A 14,202-nucleotide genomic window follows, 5' to 3' on the forward strand; every position below is an offset into this window, starting at 1 on the left:
AAAAATAAAAGTACTAGCGCTTTCATTGTATAATGATACTTTGTCAGTTGTCTACCATTTAGACAGAAAATTCTTTAACAAAAGAAAAAGAAGCGACGGTCACGAGCGCTCCTCCACCTTTTTTTCTATTTGATAAATAAATGCAAATACTTCAGCAACGACTTTGTACAGCTCCTCTGGAATCGTTTCGTTCAATTGTAATTGACTAAGCATTGTCGCGAGCGTTTGATCTTCGTAAATCGGGACGTCGTATTGTTTCGCGCGTTCAATGATACGCTCGGCAACCATTCCTTCCCCTTTTGCCACAACGACGGGGGCAATATGTTGTTCGTTGTACGACAAAGCAACGGCACGTTTTCGTTTCATACGCGGTAATCGACTCCTTTATAAGAAAATGGTTCAACAAGTAACCGTTCGCTTCGCTTGTTCATCGGCGGTTTAACGGAAACGGCAGAAAGCGTGTAGCCATGTTCAGCGAGCTTCTCCTTTAGTGACGGCTCAAGGGCGGATGCGTACAGTTCTACATGGGGCGTGTCGTTGATGATTGAAATATGAACGATGCGTTGTTGAATGTGAACGTCTACAATCGTTTCTTTTAACGTCGCCATCGTCAAATAAAATAAAATGCGACAATAGTCTGTATCCATTTTTCCGTTTTCTCTTTGTTTTCCGCGCCATTGAATCGTCACATCCGTTGCATGCGTCCCGATGAGTAACGGAAATTGCGTAAATATATGTTGAAGCGAATTGCTGTTTGTTGATAACAACTGATATGCTTTCATCCGATCAAGTAATGAGGTGATCTCCGCTTTCAACTCACCTGTTGCTTCTTCTGCTGCTGTTTGCAATAAAACGAGCCATTCGTCTTGTTGTTTCATCGTTTCTTCAAACAATCGTTGCATATGTTCAGGCGAAAAAGAGGAAAGCGTTGGTATATGACGCAAATGAGCAGAAAGCGTCGCTAACGTTCCTTTCGGATGAGCGCGATCAATGAGCGACGCAAGCATAAGCCGTTGTTCATATAACGGCTGATCATGTTGTAAAGTAACGAGCGCACGAAACACATCGTCATGAAGCGGCAAATCGTGCATCAATAGCCATTTGATTGCTTGCACCTCTTTTTCACCGCCTGTTCGCAACCATTGCCGAATGAGCGCCATGTCGTTCTTTTTAAACGAAAATGATTCATTCATCATCCAACGAACGAGCGCTTTCGTTTGTTCATTCTCGGGTAGACGGAAATGGCGAATGACGCTTTCTTCATCTGTCAGCTTTGCTGGACGCGGCAATATGTTCAGCTCAAGCGGCGTCGTCTTTTGCACTTGAAACGTATATGTTCTACCTTCTTTGACAGGTGAATGCAATTCCGCTGTCACCGTATAACCCCCGATGCGAACGAGCGCCGTTTGATCTTCATTGATTTTTTCGATTTTTCCGTAAATCATGTCGCCAACTTGAAACGTCGGTCCTTTCGGCAAGCGGACCGTTTGCCTATCGTCAAATAACGTGCGCATCCATTGGACGTTCATTTCATTCCCCTCGTTTCATTCGCTCACGAATTGGTGCAAAAGAACGACGATGTTCTTCCATGACACCATATCGTTCAATCGCTTGGATATGCGCTTTCGTTCCGTATCCCATATGTTTTTCAAATCCATATTGTGGATATTTCTCACCTAGCTGTTTCATCATCCGATCGCGCGTCACTTTCGCTATAATGGAGCTTGCCGCAATAGATGCACTATGCGCATCTCCTTTAATGATAGATGTTTGCGGAATAGATAGCGGAATGTGCATCGCATCAATAAGCAAATGTTCGGGAGCGATCGCAAGCGCTTGGACGGCTTGCACCATCGCTTTTTTCGTCGCTTCGTAAATGTTTAGCTCATCAATTTCACGGGCGCTCACTATGCCGATGCCGATCGCAAGCGCCGTTTGCTGAATAATAGAAAACAATTGCTCTCGCTTCGTTTCCGATAGTTTTTTTGAATCGTCCAAATGAGGTAAAAACACGTCTTTCGGCAAAATGACCGCAGCGGCAACAACTGGGCCCGCGAGCGGACCGCGTCCCACTTCATCTACGCCAGCAATGTAGCGCATTCCTTTTTCATATAGCGCCTGTTCATATTGCAACATATGCGAAAAACGTTCCCTTTCGCGTTTTTCTGCTTCTTTTTTTTTATACCATTGTTGAACGAGACGTTGGACACCTTTTCGCTCATCATGTAATAGTTGTTGAAACCATTCATCTGTTTCATCATGAATCGTTTGTAGTCGTTGTTTAATCTCTTGCATATTCACGCTCGATCACTCCTTACATGTTATATCGGCAAATTGGCAAAAAAATAAAGGCCCGCTTATGCGAACCTTACAGGCGATCAAAACTGAGCCGTCCTAATTTTTCTGTGCGAATATCGCGCAACACAAGCTCAGCTACTTTATCGTAATCTACGACGCCTCCAGCAGCTAAACAGCCTCGTCTTTTTCCGATTTCATCAAACAATACAACGATGTCTTCTGGAATATCTGAAAGCGCGTACCGTTCTTTTAAACGGTCAGGATAATGGGCAGCTAAAAAGCGCAACGCATATACGGCAACATCTTGTAAATTTAAAATCGTATCTTTGATTGCCCCTGTTGTCGCAAGCTTCAATCCGACTTCTTCGTCTTCAAACTTCGGCCATAAAATCCCTGGCGTATCAAGCAGTTCAAGTTCTTTGCCGACTTTAATCCATTGTTGTGCTTTCGTCACTCCTGGTGTATCGCCCGTTTTGGCGATATGTTTTCCTGCCAGTCGGTTAATGAGCGTCGATTTTCCGACGTTTGGAATTCCGACAATTAACGCGCGCATCGCGCGAGGACGTTTAATTCCTTTAGCCATCATTTTTTCAAACTTTGGGCGCAACTTCTCTTTTGCGACCGTCACAATTTGCTTCACGCCCGTTCCGCTTTGCGAGTCGATCGCAATCGCTTCGATTTGTTGCGCGGCGAAAAAATCAATCCATTGCTTTGTAACATCTGGGTCAGCCATATCCGCTTTATTTAACAACATGATGCGCGGCTTATTTGCGACAATTTCATCAATTAACGGATTGCGGGATGACATCGGAATGCGCGCATCAACAAGTTCAAATACGATATCAATGAGCTTTAATTTTTCTGTTACTTCTCGTTTCGCCTTCGCCATATGGCCGGGAAACCATTGAATCGTCATTGCTGCCACCTACTTTGTATGATGTTATTCAACAATTCGCGCATCAGAAAGCGGCCAATAGACGACCGACGTTTTGCCTACGACTTTATCCATTGGAATAAAGCCGATATGACGGCTATCTTTGCTGTATCGACGATTATCTCCGAGCACGAATAAATGACCTTCTGGAACTGTTTTTTGTCCCCATAGTTCTTCTAGTGTAAACGACTCTGTTAGTGGGCCGTCAAATACTTGCTTTTTCTCTTCGTCTAAATAAGGCTCTTTATACGGCTTTCCGTTCACGTATAACGTATCATTTTTATATTCAATGCGATCGCCCGGCAGCCCAATGACGCGCTTAATATAGTCTTTTCCTTCTTCCGCATGGAACACAATAATATCAAATCGTTCTGGTTCGCCAATTTTGTATGCTATTTTATTGACAATCATACGATCTTGGTTATGTAACGTCGGCATCATCGATTCCCCTTCAACGATAATCGGGGCAAAAATGAAATAGCGAATGCCTCCTGCTAACGCCACCGCAATAACAATTGCTTTCAGCCATTCAAACCATTCGTTTTTTTGTTTTTCCATCCGTCTCCCACCTATATGATGAATGTTAAGAAAAGCGCAAAGCGCCCGCCTATCGGCGAAGAGCGCACAAGCCCCACCGAGGAGGCTGTCGCCGCCGCAGTGTGGGGCGAAGCGACTCGAGCCGATGGCGCTTGGAGCTAGACATGAATCTGAAATTTTGTACTTTCTTATCTTATGAAAAAGGAGCTTGATGATCAAGCTCCTCGCAATCATTTCTTTTGTTAGATGATTTCTTTGATGCGTGCTGCTTTACCGCGGAGTTGACGCAAGTAGTACAATTTCGCGCGACGAACTTTACCGCGACGAACAACTTCTAATTTCGCAATCTTCGGCGTGTGTAATGGGAATGTACGCTCAACACCTACACCGTAAGATACTTTACGTACTGTAAATGTTTCGCTAATTCCACCACCACGACGCTTGATGACAACGCCCTCAAATACTTGGATACGCTCACGGTTTCCTTCGACAACTTTTACGTGAACGCGCACTGTGTCACCAGGGCGGAATTCAGGAAGATCGTTACGTAGTTGTTCTTTTGTAATTTCTTGAATTAAATGATGCATCATATTCATCTCCTTCCAACAGATGCTCTTGCTTATGTTTATCGTTCATAGCAGCGGAACATCGTTTTACGTGCGACGTAAGTCACAACGTTTATACTAGCATAAAGATGTATCGGATGCAAGAGTTACCGCTCATTTTTTTTCCATTGTTCAATCCATTTTTTTTGCTGTTCTGTTAGTTCATACGTCTCAAGTAAATCTGGTCGTCGCAACCACGTACGACGCAACGATTCTTTTTGACGCCACTCTTCAATTAAACGATGGTTGCCAGAAAGAAGAACATCTGGTACTTTCATGCCTCGAAAATCCGCAGGACGCGTATAATGCGGATGTTCAAGTAAGCCAGAGCTATATGAATCATGGACAGAGGAATGTTCGTTGCCGAGCACGCCCGGAAGCAAGCGAACGACGCTATCAATGACGACCATCGCCGCCAGCTCTCCGCCTGTTAACACATAATCTCCAATTGAAATTTCATCCGTTACGACATGCTCACGAATGCGCTCATCATATCCTTCGTAATGGCCGCAAATGAAAATTAAATGTTGTTCTTTGGCGAGTTCCTCCGCCTTTTTTTGTGTGTAGCGTTCTCCTTGTGGGCAAAGTAAAATAATGCGCGGGCGATGTTCGCTCTGTTTCGTTAAATGATCGACCGCATCGAAAATCGGTTGTGGTTTTAATACCATCCCCGCGCCACCGCCATAAGGATAGTCATCTACCGTTTGGTGTTTATTATCGGCAAACTCGCGGAAATTGACGAGCTGAAACGTAACCGCTCCTTTTTCTTGCGCCCGTTTCAAAATCGACTCTTGAAGCACGCCAGTAAACATTGTTGGAAATAAAGTGAGCACGTCGATTTTCATTCGTCAAGCAATCCTTCCATAACATGAATGGTAATCGTTTTATTTTCGACATCGACTTGTTTGACGACATCGGCAATGTAAGGGATAAATACATCTCCGCCTTTTTTCCATTTCACGACCCATACATCGTTTGCCCCTGGCGTTAAAATTTCCTTTACTTCCCCAATCGTTTCGCCATCTTCGGTCACAACGGTGCATCCGATAATTTCGTGGAAATAATATTCTCCTTCATCAAGCGGTTGAAGTTGGCTTTCTGGCACTTTAATCATCGCACCTTTGAATTTTTCAACTAAATTGATGTTGTCATATCCTTCAAACGTCAATAAATCAAACGACTTATGAACTCGATGGCTCGCCACTTTCACTTCAATTGGCGGCTCGTTTTCCATAAAAATATATAGCACATTTCCGATTTTATACCGTTCTTGCGCAAAATCTGTGCGTGAAATGACGCGCACTTCACCGCGAATGCCGTGCGTATTGACAATTTTTCCGACATTAAACCATTTCACAACGATCACCCCTCGCGTATGTCAACAACAATTCCATCTTCAATAATAATCGTTTTTTGAGGCGACCAACGATCACCGATGTGAACGTCGATAATCGCTTCCACCTCTCGTTCTTTTATTTCGCTTCCTATCGGTAATATGTGCAATTGTTCGAGAAGGAAGTCAAGTTCCGCTATTTTTTGACGTCGAACTTGCATTTCTCGCTCAAATTTTTCTTTAATTTGTTTCGGTGGAAACGATGTTTGCTTTTCCATTCGTTTTTGTTCAAAAATAAGCTGTTCACATTGTTGTTCAAGCTGTCGTTTTTGTGCCGTCAATTGTTGAATAAGTTGTTGCTTACTTTTTTCCGTCAATCGTTGTCTTACTTCAACCGTTTGAATAATTTTCATGGCGCACCGCCTTTCTGAACGAAAAAAGGGGAGGTATCTCCCTCTCCCTTACTCTTCGATGCGTACGTCTATTCGCTTCTTCGACTCGTTTGCTGCTTGAACAACGGTGCGAATCGCTTGAATGATTCGTCCGTTTTTTCCGATCACTTTCCCAACGTCTTCGTGATGAAGGGCAATCGAATATGTGATCGATTGTTGCTGTTCCGTTTCGCGAATGACGACGCATTCCGGATGATCGACAAGTGACCGAACAATCGTCTCAAGCAACGTTTTCATACATTACTTTCCGTACTTTAAGTTGTGGAATTTTTCTAAAATTCCTTGTTTTGAAAGCAAGTTGCGCACCGTGTCAGATGGTTTCGCACCGTTTTGCAACCATTTTAATGCAAGTTCTTCGTTAATTTTAATTTCTGCAGGCTCTGTTAACGGGTTGTATGTGCCGATTGTTTCGATGAAACGACCGTCACGTGGAGAACGAGAGTCTGCAACAACGATACGATAAAATGGTGATTTTTTTGCACCCATACGTTTTAAACGAATTTTTACTGCCATAATTGTAGCACCTCCGAAAATATTTCACACAAGATAGTATATTAGCAATAAACGTTTTGTTTGTAAAGTGTTTTTTCTTAACACTATCATTTTGTTTACATGAACGGGAAACGGAACCCTTTCTTTTTCCCTTTTGGCATAGTTGTCATTATTTTCATCATTTTTTTCATTTCGTCAAACTGTTTCAACAAGCGGTTGACGTCTTGAACCGTCGTTCCGCTTCCTTTGGCGATTCGCTTTTTGCGGCTTGAGTTAATGATGTCTGGGTTCATTTTTTCTTCTTTTGTCATTGAGCGAATAATCGCTTCGACGCGGCTAATTTGTTTTTCATCAATTTGTAAGTTGTTGAGCCCTTTCACTTTGTTCGCACCCGGCAACATTTTTAAAATTTCATCAAGCGGACCAAGTTTGCGCACTTGTCCAAGCTGTTCTAAAAAGTCGTCAAGGGTAAATGATGCGGTGCGCATTTTTTGTTCGAGCTCTTTTGCTTTTTCTTCATCGACGGCGGCTTGCGCTTTTTCAATGAGCGTCAGTACGTCGCCCATGCCTAAAATGCGCGATGCCATCCGCTCTGGATGAAACGGTTCAAGCGCATCGAGCTTTTCGCCCATACCGACGAATTTAATTGGCGTGTTTGTGACCGCTTTAATCGACAACGCCGCTCCGCCACGCGTATCGCCATCGAGCTTCGTCAAAATGACGCCTGTTAAGCCAAGCTGTTCGTTAAAGCTTTGCGCGACGTTTACCGCATCTTGTCCTGTCATCGCATCGACGACGAGGAAAATTTCATCCGGTTTCGTCACTTCTTTGATTTGTTTTAATTCGTCCATGAGCGCTTCGTCGATGTGCAGTCGCCCTGCGGTATCGATTAACACATAATCGTGGTGTTCTTCTTTCGCTTTTGCGATCGCTTGCTTTGCGATTTCAACTGGGCTTACTTGATCACCGAGCGAAAACACAGGGATGTTCAATTGTTTACCTAGCGTTTCAAGCTGTTTGATCGCCGCTGGACGATAAATGTCAGCGGCGACGAGCAACGGTTTGCGATTATGTTTTTTGCGCAGTAAGTTCGCTAATTTCCCCGTCGTCGTCGTTTTTCCTGCCCCTTGCAAGCCGACCATCATAACGACGGTTGGCGGACGGCTTGCGACAGCAATTTTGCTATTTTCTCCTCCCATCAATTCCGTCAATTCTTCTTTGACGACTTTGATGACTTGCTGCCCCGGGGTCAAACTTTTTAACACTTCTTGTCCGACAGCTCGCTCGCTTACTTTTTTCACAAAGTCTTTGACGACTTTAAAATTGACGTCAGCTTCTAATAACGCTAGCCGCACTTCGCGCATCATTTCTTTTACATCGGCTTCCGTGACTTTGCCTTTGCCACGAATTTTATTCATGACATGTTGCAGACGGTCGGCCAATCCTTCAAATGCCATCGTTACCGCCCCCTACTCTAATTTCTCCAACTCCGCAACGAGCTTTACCAGCTCTTCATCGTTCGGATAGCGTTCGGCAATATGCGTTTTTAACGAATGCAATAGCTTTTGCCGCTGTTGAAACTTTTGAAACAGCAATAGTTTTTGCTCATAATCCTCTAGCATCGCTTCCGTCCGTTTAATGTTATCGTATACAGCTTGACGACTCACTTCGTACTCTTCGGCAATTTCACCGAGGGAGTAATCGTCTAAGTAATAAAGGGACATATAGTTCCGCTGCTTCGGTGTCAACAACGATTGGTAAAAGTCATATAAGTAGTTCATTCTCGTTGTTTTTTCTAGCATGAAACTCCCCCCTGTTAAGTGAAACGCCTTTACATGACTTTAGTGTATATGTTTTAACCGATGCTGTCAAGTTATTCTCCTTGCGCTTCTTCACGTTCCATAAACGATGAAAATAGTCCGTAAACGAATTGTTCTGCTTGAAACGGCTCTAAATCGTCCATTTTCTCTCCTAACCCGACAAATTTCACCGGGATGTTTAGCTCGTGGCGGATCGCTAACACGATGCCCCCTTTTGCTGTTCCGTCAAGCTTTGTTAACACGATGCCGGTCACATTCGTCGCTTCTTTAAACGTCTTCGCTTGGCTCATCGCATTTTGTCCCGTCGTTGCATCTAACACGAGCAACACTTCATGCGGTGCACCTGGTACTTCTCGTTCAATGACGCGTTTCACTTTTTCAAGCTCTTTCATTAAGTTCACTTTATTTTGCAAGCGACCAGCTGTATCACACAACAAAATGTCAACGTTGCGCGATTTCGCCGCTTGAATCGCATCGTACATCACCGCAGCCGGATCGGAGCCTGCTGACTGTTTAATCACTTCGACGCCTACTCGCTCTCCCCATACTTCTAACTGTTCAATCGCCCCAGCACGGAACGTATCGCCTGCCGCAAGCATCACTTTTTTTCCTTCGTTTTTTAATTTATACGCGAGCTTTCCGATCGTCGTCGTTTTTCCGACACCGTTGACACCGACAAATAAAATGACCGTTAAACCGTTTGGCTGAATGTTTAATTCTGTCGTTTCATCGCCGCTCGCTTGATATATATCGATGAGTTTTTCGGAAATGACGCTATACATTTCTTTCGGGTCTTGAATGTTGCGGCGCTTCACTTCCATTTTCAACTCATCAATAAAATCCATGACCGTTGCCACACCAACGTCTGACGCAATTAAAATTTCTTCTAGTTCTTCAAAAAACTCTTCATCCACTTTTCGATAGCGGGCAATTAAGTCATTCACTTTTCCTGCAAAAGAGTCGCGCGTTTTTTCTAAGCCGCGCTTAAACTTTTCCGTCACTGTATCCGCTTGTTTTGCAATTTTTTCTTTTAACTTTTTAAAAAAGCTCACCGTTTCTCATCCTTTCTTTCCAGCTGCTTCTTCCAATCGAACAGAAACAAGTTTCGATACGCCTGATTGTTGCATCGTTACTCCGTACAATACGTCCGCTTCTTCCATCGTTCCTTTTCGATGAGTAATGACGATAAATTGCGTTTCGTTGCTAAATTTCTTTAAATATTTCGCATATCGTTGCACGTTTGCTTCATCTAGTGCAGCTTCCACTTCATCGAGCACGCAAAACGGAACAGGTCGAACGTTTAAAATAGCAAATAAAAGCGCAATCGCAGTAAGGGCTCGTTCCCCGCCTGATAATAAACTTAAATGTTGCAGTTTTTTGCCCGGCGGCTGTGCGACGATATCGACACCTGTATGAAGTAAATCGTTCGGATCGGTCAGCTTTAAATCCGCTTTTCCCCCTCCAAACAATTCGACGAACACGCGCCCAAATTGGGCACGAATTTGTTCAAACGTCGCCGCAAATCTTCGTTTCATTTCATCGTCCATTTCGTCAATTACTTGATAAAGTGTATCTTTCGCGCGTTGTAAATCTTCTTTTTGTTCCGTTAAAAAGCGATGGCGCTCGAATACACGTTCATATTCTTCAATGGCGCCAAGGTTCACCGTCCCAAGCTCATCAATCGCCAGTTGAATGAGCTTTACTTTTTTCCGGGCTTCTTGCGCTGGGATGTGGAGCGGGAACGCTTCTTTTGCCGCTTCAAACGATAGTTTATATTCTTCACGAAGTCGGTTCAACAAATGATCTAACTCCATATCAAAACGTGCAAGTTTCACTTCTTCGTCTTTTAACGTATCCGTTAACTGTTTATGTTGACGTTTCAGCTCTTTTATTTCTTTTTCGAGCTGTTCAAGCTTCGTTTGGTATTGTAGTCGCTGTTCACGCCGACTTGCGATCAGTTGAATCGTTTCTTCTTTTTGCTTCGTTTTTTCTTGGCATATTCGTTCGAGCTGTTGTTCATCTTCCGTTTGCTCGTTCATATGATGGATGAGTTGATGCCGCTCCTCTTCCATTTTTGCGCGCGTTCGTTTCGTTTCTTCCCATTCTTCGACAAGTCGACGCACATGTTGTTCTTCATTTCTTACGTGTTCTTGCTTTTCTGCGAGCGCGACTTTTAAAGCGGTCAGCTGTTCTTGCATTTGTTCTTTTGATTGTTGTTCGAGCTGTTTTTTTTCTGTCCATCGCTGTACTTGTTCGTCAATATGAGCGATTTTTTTCTCTAGCTTATCAAGCTGTTGTATGACATCGTGAAGTCGAGCGGTCAGCTGTTGTTTTTCTTCTTCGAGCGTTTGTCGTTCATAGCGATATACAGCTAGTCGCTCATCCATATGTTTTTTCCGGAGATCTAGTTCCGTCCATGCGCTTTTTTCTTCTTGCAGCGCCATGCGGTTTGCTTCTAGTTCCGCATAAAGATGTTCCCGTTGCTGTTCTGCTTGGGCAATCGCCTCTTTTTCACGCTGGATGCGCTGTTCGAGTTCAATCGTTTTTCGTTCGATTTCGCGAAAACTTGCTGTCACTTCTTCAAGTTCACGCGTACGACTTAATAATGAACTCGTCTGTTTGTTTACCGTTCCTCCCGTCATCGCTCCACCAGGATTCACGACATCCCCGTCAAGCGTGACGAAACGATAGCGATATTGCAGTTGGCGAGCGAGCTCATTCGCCCCTTTTAAGTCCCGCGTAATAATGACCGTTCCAAGAATGTTTGTCATCACTTGCGCGTACGTTGCTTCAAACGTAATTAATTCGGAAGCGACGCCAACATACGCTGGATGTTTCGCCATATCCGCTCGCACAGATGGAGGAAGCGATTTTCCTTGAATGACGTTGAGCGGTAAAAAAGTAGCTCGTCCGTACGCCTGTCGCTTTAAAAACTGAATCGCTTCGCGTGCGCTTTGTTCGTTTTCTACAACGATATGTTGCGCTGCTCCGCCGAGCGCCACTTCGATCGCCGTCTCTAGCTCAGACGGCACCGTCATCAGTTCAACGACAGCCCCATGAATGCCTTGAAGGCGATCTTTTGCTTTTAATACTTCTTTTACACCTTGGAAAAATCCAGCATATTCTTGCTGCATCGCTTCAAGCATTTCTTTTTTTGATTTCATCTTTTGCACGTATTGATACGCTTCATATAACGTCGCTTCTTTTTTGCGATATTGTTCTTTTTGCGCCGTTAATTGTTGTTCTTTTGCTTTCATTGCTTCTTCTTGCTCGGCGATGCGCTGTTGTAATTTGTGAACAAGCTGTTGCTTTTGTTCCCATTGTTGAACGATTTGCTCGTATGCCTGAATATGCTCGTCGTTTGCAGCGATCAGCTGTCGTTGTTTCTCTTCGTTTTTTTGCAACTGTGCTTCCGTGTGCGTCCGTTCGTTTTTTAACGTCGCTTGTTCATGGACGAGATCGATATATTCACTTTTGAGCCGTTCAATTTCTGCCTCCGCTTTCGGACCGTAAGCAGAAAGCACGTTGTTTTTTTCTTTTAATTCCGCTTGAAGCGCTTGCACATTTGTTTGAAGCTGTTGAAGCAACTTCTTTTTTTCTGCAATAGTCGCTTCCAGTACACGTTCGCGCTCAGCCAATTGGGCCATCGTTTGTTCAATTTGGTTTTGTTGCTTATGAGCGTTGTTTTTTCGCTCTTTTAATACTTGCTTTTTTCCTTCCATTTTTTCGAGCTCTTCGCTCACAAGCAATAACACTTGTTGTAGGCCGTCAATCGACTCATCAAGCGCCGTCAGTTCATGACGCAATTCAGCGATGTGCGCTTCTTCTTTTTGTAACGTCGTTGCTAATTCGATCTCGCTTTGTTCATGTAAAGCGAGCTGTTCTTTTAACGCTTCCCATTTTTCGTGTAGCTGTTCAATTTCATAGACGATTAGCCCGACTTCGTACGTTTGTAATTGTTCTTTTTTCTCGATATATTCTTTCGCAATGGACGCTTGTTGTTTCAACGGTTCTAGTTGTTGGTTTAATTCATGTAAAATATCTTGCACGCGCTGTAAATGATCTTCTGTTTCGTTCAACTTGTGTTCAGCCTTTTTTTTCCTCATTTTATATTTTAACACACCGGCTGCATCTTCAAAAATCATGCGACGATCTTCCGGTTTACTGCTTAAAATTTCTTCGACTTTTCCTTGGCTAATGATCGAAAACGCTTCACGACCAACGCCTGAATCCATAAATAAATCGACAATATCTTTTAAGCGACACGGCTGTTTATTAATAAAAAATTCGCTATCTCCAGAGCGATACACACGTCTTGTTACACTGACTTCTTCGTATTCAAGCGGCAAAAATTGATCGCTATTATCAAGCGTTAATGTCACTTCCGCAACGTTTAACGGCTTGCGCGATTCGCTCCCTGAAAAGATAACGTCTTCCATTTTTGCTCCACGAAGCGACTTCGCTGATTGCTCCCCGAGCACCCAACGAATCGCATCTGTAATGTTGCTTTTTCCGCTTCCGTTCGGACCGACGATGGCCGTCATCCCCGGAACAAAATCGATTGAAATGCGATCTGCAAAAGATTTAAATCCGATAGCTTCTAATCGTTTGAGGAACACTTGTATCCCCCTTTATCTTAAAGATGTAACAACAAGCAAGGCTGTCCTTTCGCACCGGATCAGCCTTGTTTTGATTGTTTTAGCTTAGCTAATGCCATTTGTGCGGCGCGTTGTTCTGCCTCTTTTTTCGAGCGACCAATGCCAACGCCAAGCTCTTCCCCGTTTAACGATACGCGCGATACGAACTCTTTATTATGTGCAGGACCTCGTTCTTGTAAAATTTTATATTCTAAAACACCATTGCCATCACGTTGTACGAGCTCTTGTAGTTGACTTTTGTAATCCATCACATGAGAAAAAGCACCTTCGCGAATTTTCGGGAACATCGTTTTCCCTAAAAATTGTACAACTGCCTCGATCCCTTGATCTAAATAAAGCGCTCCAATAAAAGCTTCAAACACGTCCGCTAACAACGATGGACGCATTCGTCCCCCCGTTAGTTCTTCTCCTTTGCCAAGCAAAACGAGATCGCCAAACGATAGCGCATGAGCGAACGTAACAAGCGACGGTTCGCAAACGATCGCCGCCCGCAGTTTTGTTAATTCCCCTTCGCTCATTTGCGGAAACTGTTCAAATAAATATTGCGAAACGGTTAATTCAAGGACGGCATCTCCTAAAAATTCAAGGCGCTCGTTATCTTCGTGTAGCCGCTTTCGATGCTCATTCACATATGATGAATGGGTAAATGCTTGGATGAGCAATTTTTCATCGCGAAAAAAAATGCCTATTTGCTCTTGAAACTGTTTAAACTTCATGTACGGTCGTTGCTTCGACATGCATATGAACCCCCAACTATAAACGTAAAAAGCATAGAAAGCCCCGCTTACAAAACGGGACTTTGCTTATTATGATAGACGGCTTTTTATGTAGTTTACTGCGTCACCGACAGTAACAATTTTCTCCGCCTCTTCATCTGAAATTTCCATATCAAATTCGTCTTCTAACTCCATAACAAGCTCAACGACATCAAGCGAATCTGCTCCTAAATCTTCTTTGAATGAAGATTCAAGCGTCACTTGTGACTCCTCGACACCAAGGCGATCTACGATAATTTTCGTTACACGCTCTAATACGTCTGCCATTTTATTCACCTCCCCTCAAGCCATTATACT

General features: G+C 43.6%; 17 protein-coding genes. All 17 read right to left on the minus strand.

Annotated elements, in window-relative coordinates; translation table 11 throughout:
• Positions 1–99 precede the first annotated feature (99 nt).
• The 17 genes from HNR63_RS08765 to acpP all read right to left on the minus strand — a co-directional run bounded on the left by HNR63_RS08765 (position 100) and on the right by acpP (position 14,172).
• Positions 100–366 (minus strand): EscU/YscU/HrcU family type III secretion system export apparatus switch protein, encoded by a 267-nt coding sequence (locus HNR63_RS08765; protein ID WP_042894093.1) that lies wholly within the window; start codon positions 364–366, stop codon positions 100–102.
• Positions 363–1,529, minus strand: a complete 1,167-nt coding sequence (locus HNR63_RS08770; protein ID WP_181520465.1) for a hypothetical protein — start codon at positions 1,527–1,529, stop codon at positions 363–365. The genes HNR63_RS08765 and HNR63_RS08770 overlap by 4 nt, the downstream gene beginning before the upstream one ends.
• A gap of 1 nt (position 1,530) precedes the next feature.
• Positions 1,531–2,295, minus strand: coding sequence for a ribonuclease HII (locus HNR63_RS08775; RefSeq protein WP_181520533.1), 765 nt, complete (start codon positions 2,293–2,295; stop codon positions 1,531–1,533).
• Between the two features lie 73 nt (positions 2,296–2,368).
• Positions 2,369–3,223 carry a ribosome biogenesis GTPase YlqF gene (gene ylqF / locus HNR63_RS08780; protein WP_181520466.1) on the minus strand — a complete coding sequence of 285 codons (855 nt, stop codon included), beginning with the start codon at positions 3,221–3,223 and terminating at the stop codon, positions 2,369–2,371.
• A gap of 15 nt (positions 3,224–3,238) precedes the next feature.
• Positions 3,239–3,790 (minus strand): signal peptidase I, encoded by a 552-nt coding sequence (lepB, locus tag HNR63_RS08785; protein WP_021094229.1) that lies wholly within the window; start codon positions 3,788–3,790, stop codon positions 3,239–3,241.
• A 221-nt stretch (positions 3,791–4,011) separates the two neighbouring features.
• Entirely contained in the window at positions 4,012–4,356 is a 345-nt protein-coding gene (gene rplS, locus HNR63_RS08790) for a 50S ribosomal protein L19 (protein ID WP_003394943.1), read from the minus strand.
• Between the two features lie 125 nt (positions 4,357–4,481).
• Positions 4,482–5,219: a tRNA (guanosine(37)-N1)-methyltransferase TrmD gene (gene trmD / locus HNR63_RS08795; protein ID WP_181520467.1), complete on the minus strand. Its 738-nt coding sequence runs from the start codon at positions 5,217–5,219 to the stop codon at positions 4,482–4,484.
• Positions 5,216–5,737, minus strand: coding sequence for a ribosome maturation factor RimM (gene rimM / locus HNR63_RS08800; protein ID WP_343047701.1), 522 nt, complete (start codon positions 5,735–5,737; stop codon positions 5,216–5,218). Before rimM ends, trmD begins: the two co-directional genes overlap by 4 nt.
• Entirely contained in the window at positions 5,737–6,120 is a 384-nt protein-coding gene (locus tag HNR63_RS08805; RefSeq protein ID WP_021094232.1) for a YlqD family protein, read from the minus strand. The genes rimM and HNR63_RS08805 overlap by 1 nt, the downstream gene beginning before the upstream one ends.
• A gap of 48 nt (positions 6,121–6,168) precedes the next feature.
• Positions 6,169–6,396, minus strand: a complete 228-nt coding sequence (locus HNR63_RS08810) for a KH domain-containing protein (RefSeq protein ID WP_009732863.1) — start codon at positions 6,394–6,396, stop codon at positions 6,169–6,171.
• A 3-nt stretch (positions 6,397–6,399) separates the two neighbouring features.
• Positions 6,400–6,672 (minus strand): 30S ribosomal protein S16, encoded by a 273-nt coding sequence (gene rpsP / locus HNR63_RS08815; RefSeq protein WP_004891099.1) that lies wholly within the window; start codon positions 6,670–6,672, stop codon positions 6,400–6,402.
• A gap of 95 nt (positions 6,673–6,767) precedes the next feature.
• Entirely contained in the window at positions 6,768–8,108 is a 1,341-nt protein-coding gene (gene ffh, locus HNR63_RS08820; RefSeq protein ID WP_181520469.1) for a signal recognition particle protein, read from the minus strand.
• A 12-nt stretch (positions 8,109–8,120) separates the two neighbouring features.
• Positions 8,121–8,453: a putative DNA-binding protein gene (locus tag HNR63_RS08825; RefSeq protein WP_085788763.1), complete on the minus strand. Its 333-nt coding sequence runs from the start codon at positions 8,451–8,453 to the stop codon at positions 8,121–8,123.
• A 71-nt stretch (positions 8,454–8,524) separates the two neighbouring features.
• Positions 8,525–9,523, minus strand: a complete 999-nt coding sequence (gene ftsY, locus HNR63_RS08830) for a signal recognition particle-docking protein FtsY (protein WP_021094236.1) — start codon at positions 9,521–9,523, stop codon at positions 8,525–8,527.
• 6 nt (positions 9,524–9,529) lie between these two features.
• Positions 9,530–13,090: a chromosome segregation protein SMC gene (gene smc, locus HNR63_RS08835; protein WP_181520470.1), complete on the minus strand. Its 3,561-nt coding sequence runs from the start codon at positions 13,088–13,090 to the stop codon at positions 9,530–9,532.
• Positions 13,091–13,149: 59 nt separating this feature from the next.
• The gene (rnc, locus tag HNR63_RS08840) at positions 13,150–13,866 is read right to left on the minus strand and encodes a ribonuclease III (RefSeq protein WP_075039029.1); all 717 of its coding nucleotides are present in this window, start codon (positions 13,864–13,866) and stop codon (positions 13,150–13,152) included.
• A 69-nt stretch (positions 13,867–13,935) separates the two neighbouring features.
• Entirely contained in the window at positions 13,936–14,172 is a 237-nt protein-coding gene (gene acpP, locus HNR63_RS08845) for an acyl carrier protein (protein WP_003394967.1), read from the minus strand.
• Between the last annotated feature and the right edge of the window lie 30 nt (positions 14,173–14,202).

Source organism: Anoxybacillus ayderensis (assembly GCF_013761015.1).
In the GTDB taxonomy this organism is placed as follows: domain Bacteria; phylum Bacillota; class Bacilli; order Bacillales; family Anoxybacillaceae; genus Anoxybacillus; species Anoxybacillus ayderensis.

Bases quoted from the DNA above. Each gene is read 5' to 3' on its own strand.
- HNR63_RS08765 (WP_042894093.1), bottom strand. From the start codon at position 366: ATGAAACGAAAACGTGCCGTTGCTTTGTCGTACAACGAACAACATATT.
- HNR63_RS08770 (WP_181520465.1), bottom strand. From the start codon at position 1,529: ATGAACGTCCAATGGATGCGCACGTTATTTGACGATAGGCAAACGGTC.
- HNR63_RS08775 (WP_181520533.1), bottom strand. From the start codon at position 2,295: ATGCAAGAGATTAAACAACGACTACAAACGATTCATGATGAAACAGAT.
- lepB (WP_021094229.1), bottom strand. From the start codon at position 3,790: ATGGAAAAACAAAAAAACGAATGGTTTGAATGGCTGAAAGCAATTGTT.
- rplS (WP_003394943.1), bottom strand. From the start codon at position 4,356: ATGCATCATTTAATTCAAGAAATTACAAAAGAACAACTACGTAACGAT.
- trmD (WP_181520467.1), bottom strand. From the start codon at position 5,219: ATGAAAATCGACGTGCTCACTTTATTTCCAACAATGTTTACTGGCGTG.
- HNR63_RS08805 (WP_021094232.1), bottom strand. From the start codon at position 6,120: ATGAAAATTATTCAAACGGTTGAAGTAAGACAACGATTGACGGAAAAA.
- HNR63_RS08810 (WP_009732863.1), bottom strand. From the start codon at position 6,396: ATGAAAACGTTGCTTGAGACGATTGTTCGGTCACTTGTCGATCATCCG.
- rpsP (WP_004891099.1), bottom strand. From the start codon at position 6,672: ATGGCAGTAAAAATTCGTTTAAAACGTATGGGTGCAAAAAAATCACCA.
- ffh (WP_181520469.1), bottom strand. From the start codon at position 8,108: ATGGCATTTGAAGGATTGGCCGACCGTCTGCAACATGTCATGAATAAA.
- HNR63_RS08825 (WP_085788763.1), bottom strand. From the start codon at position 8,453: ATGCTAGAAAAAACAACGAGAATGAACTACTTATATGACTTTTACCAA.
- rnc (WP_075039029.1), bottom strand. From the start codon at position 13,866: ATGTCGAAGCAACGACCGTACATGAAGTTTAAACAGTTTCAAGAGCAA.
- acpP (WP_003394967.1), bottom strand. From the start codon at position 14,172: ATGGCAGACGTATTAGAGCGTGTAACGAAAATTATCGTAGATCGCCTT.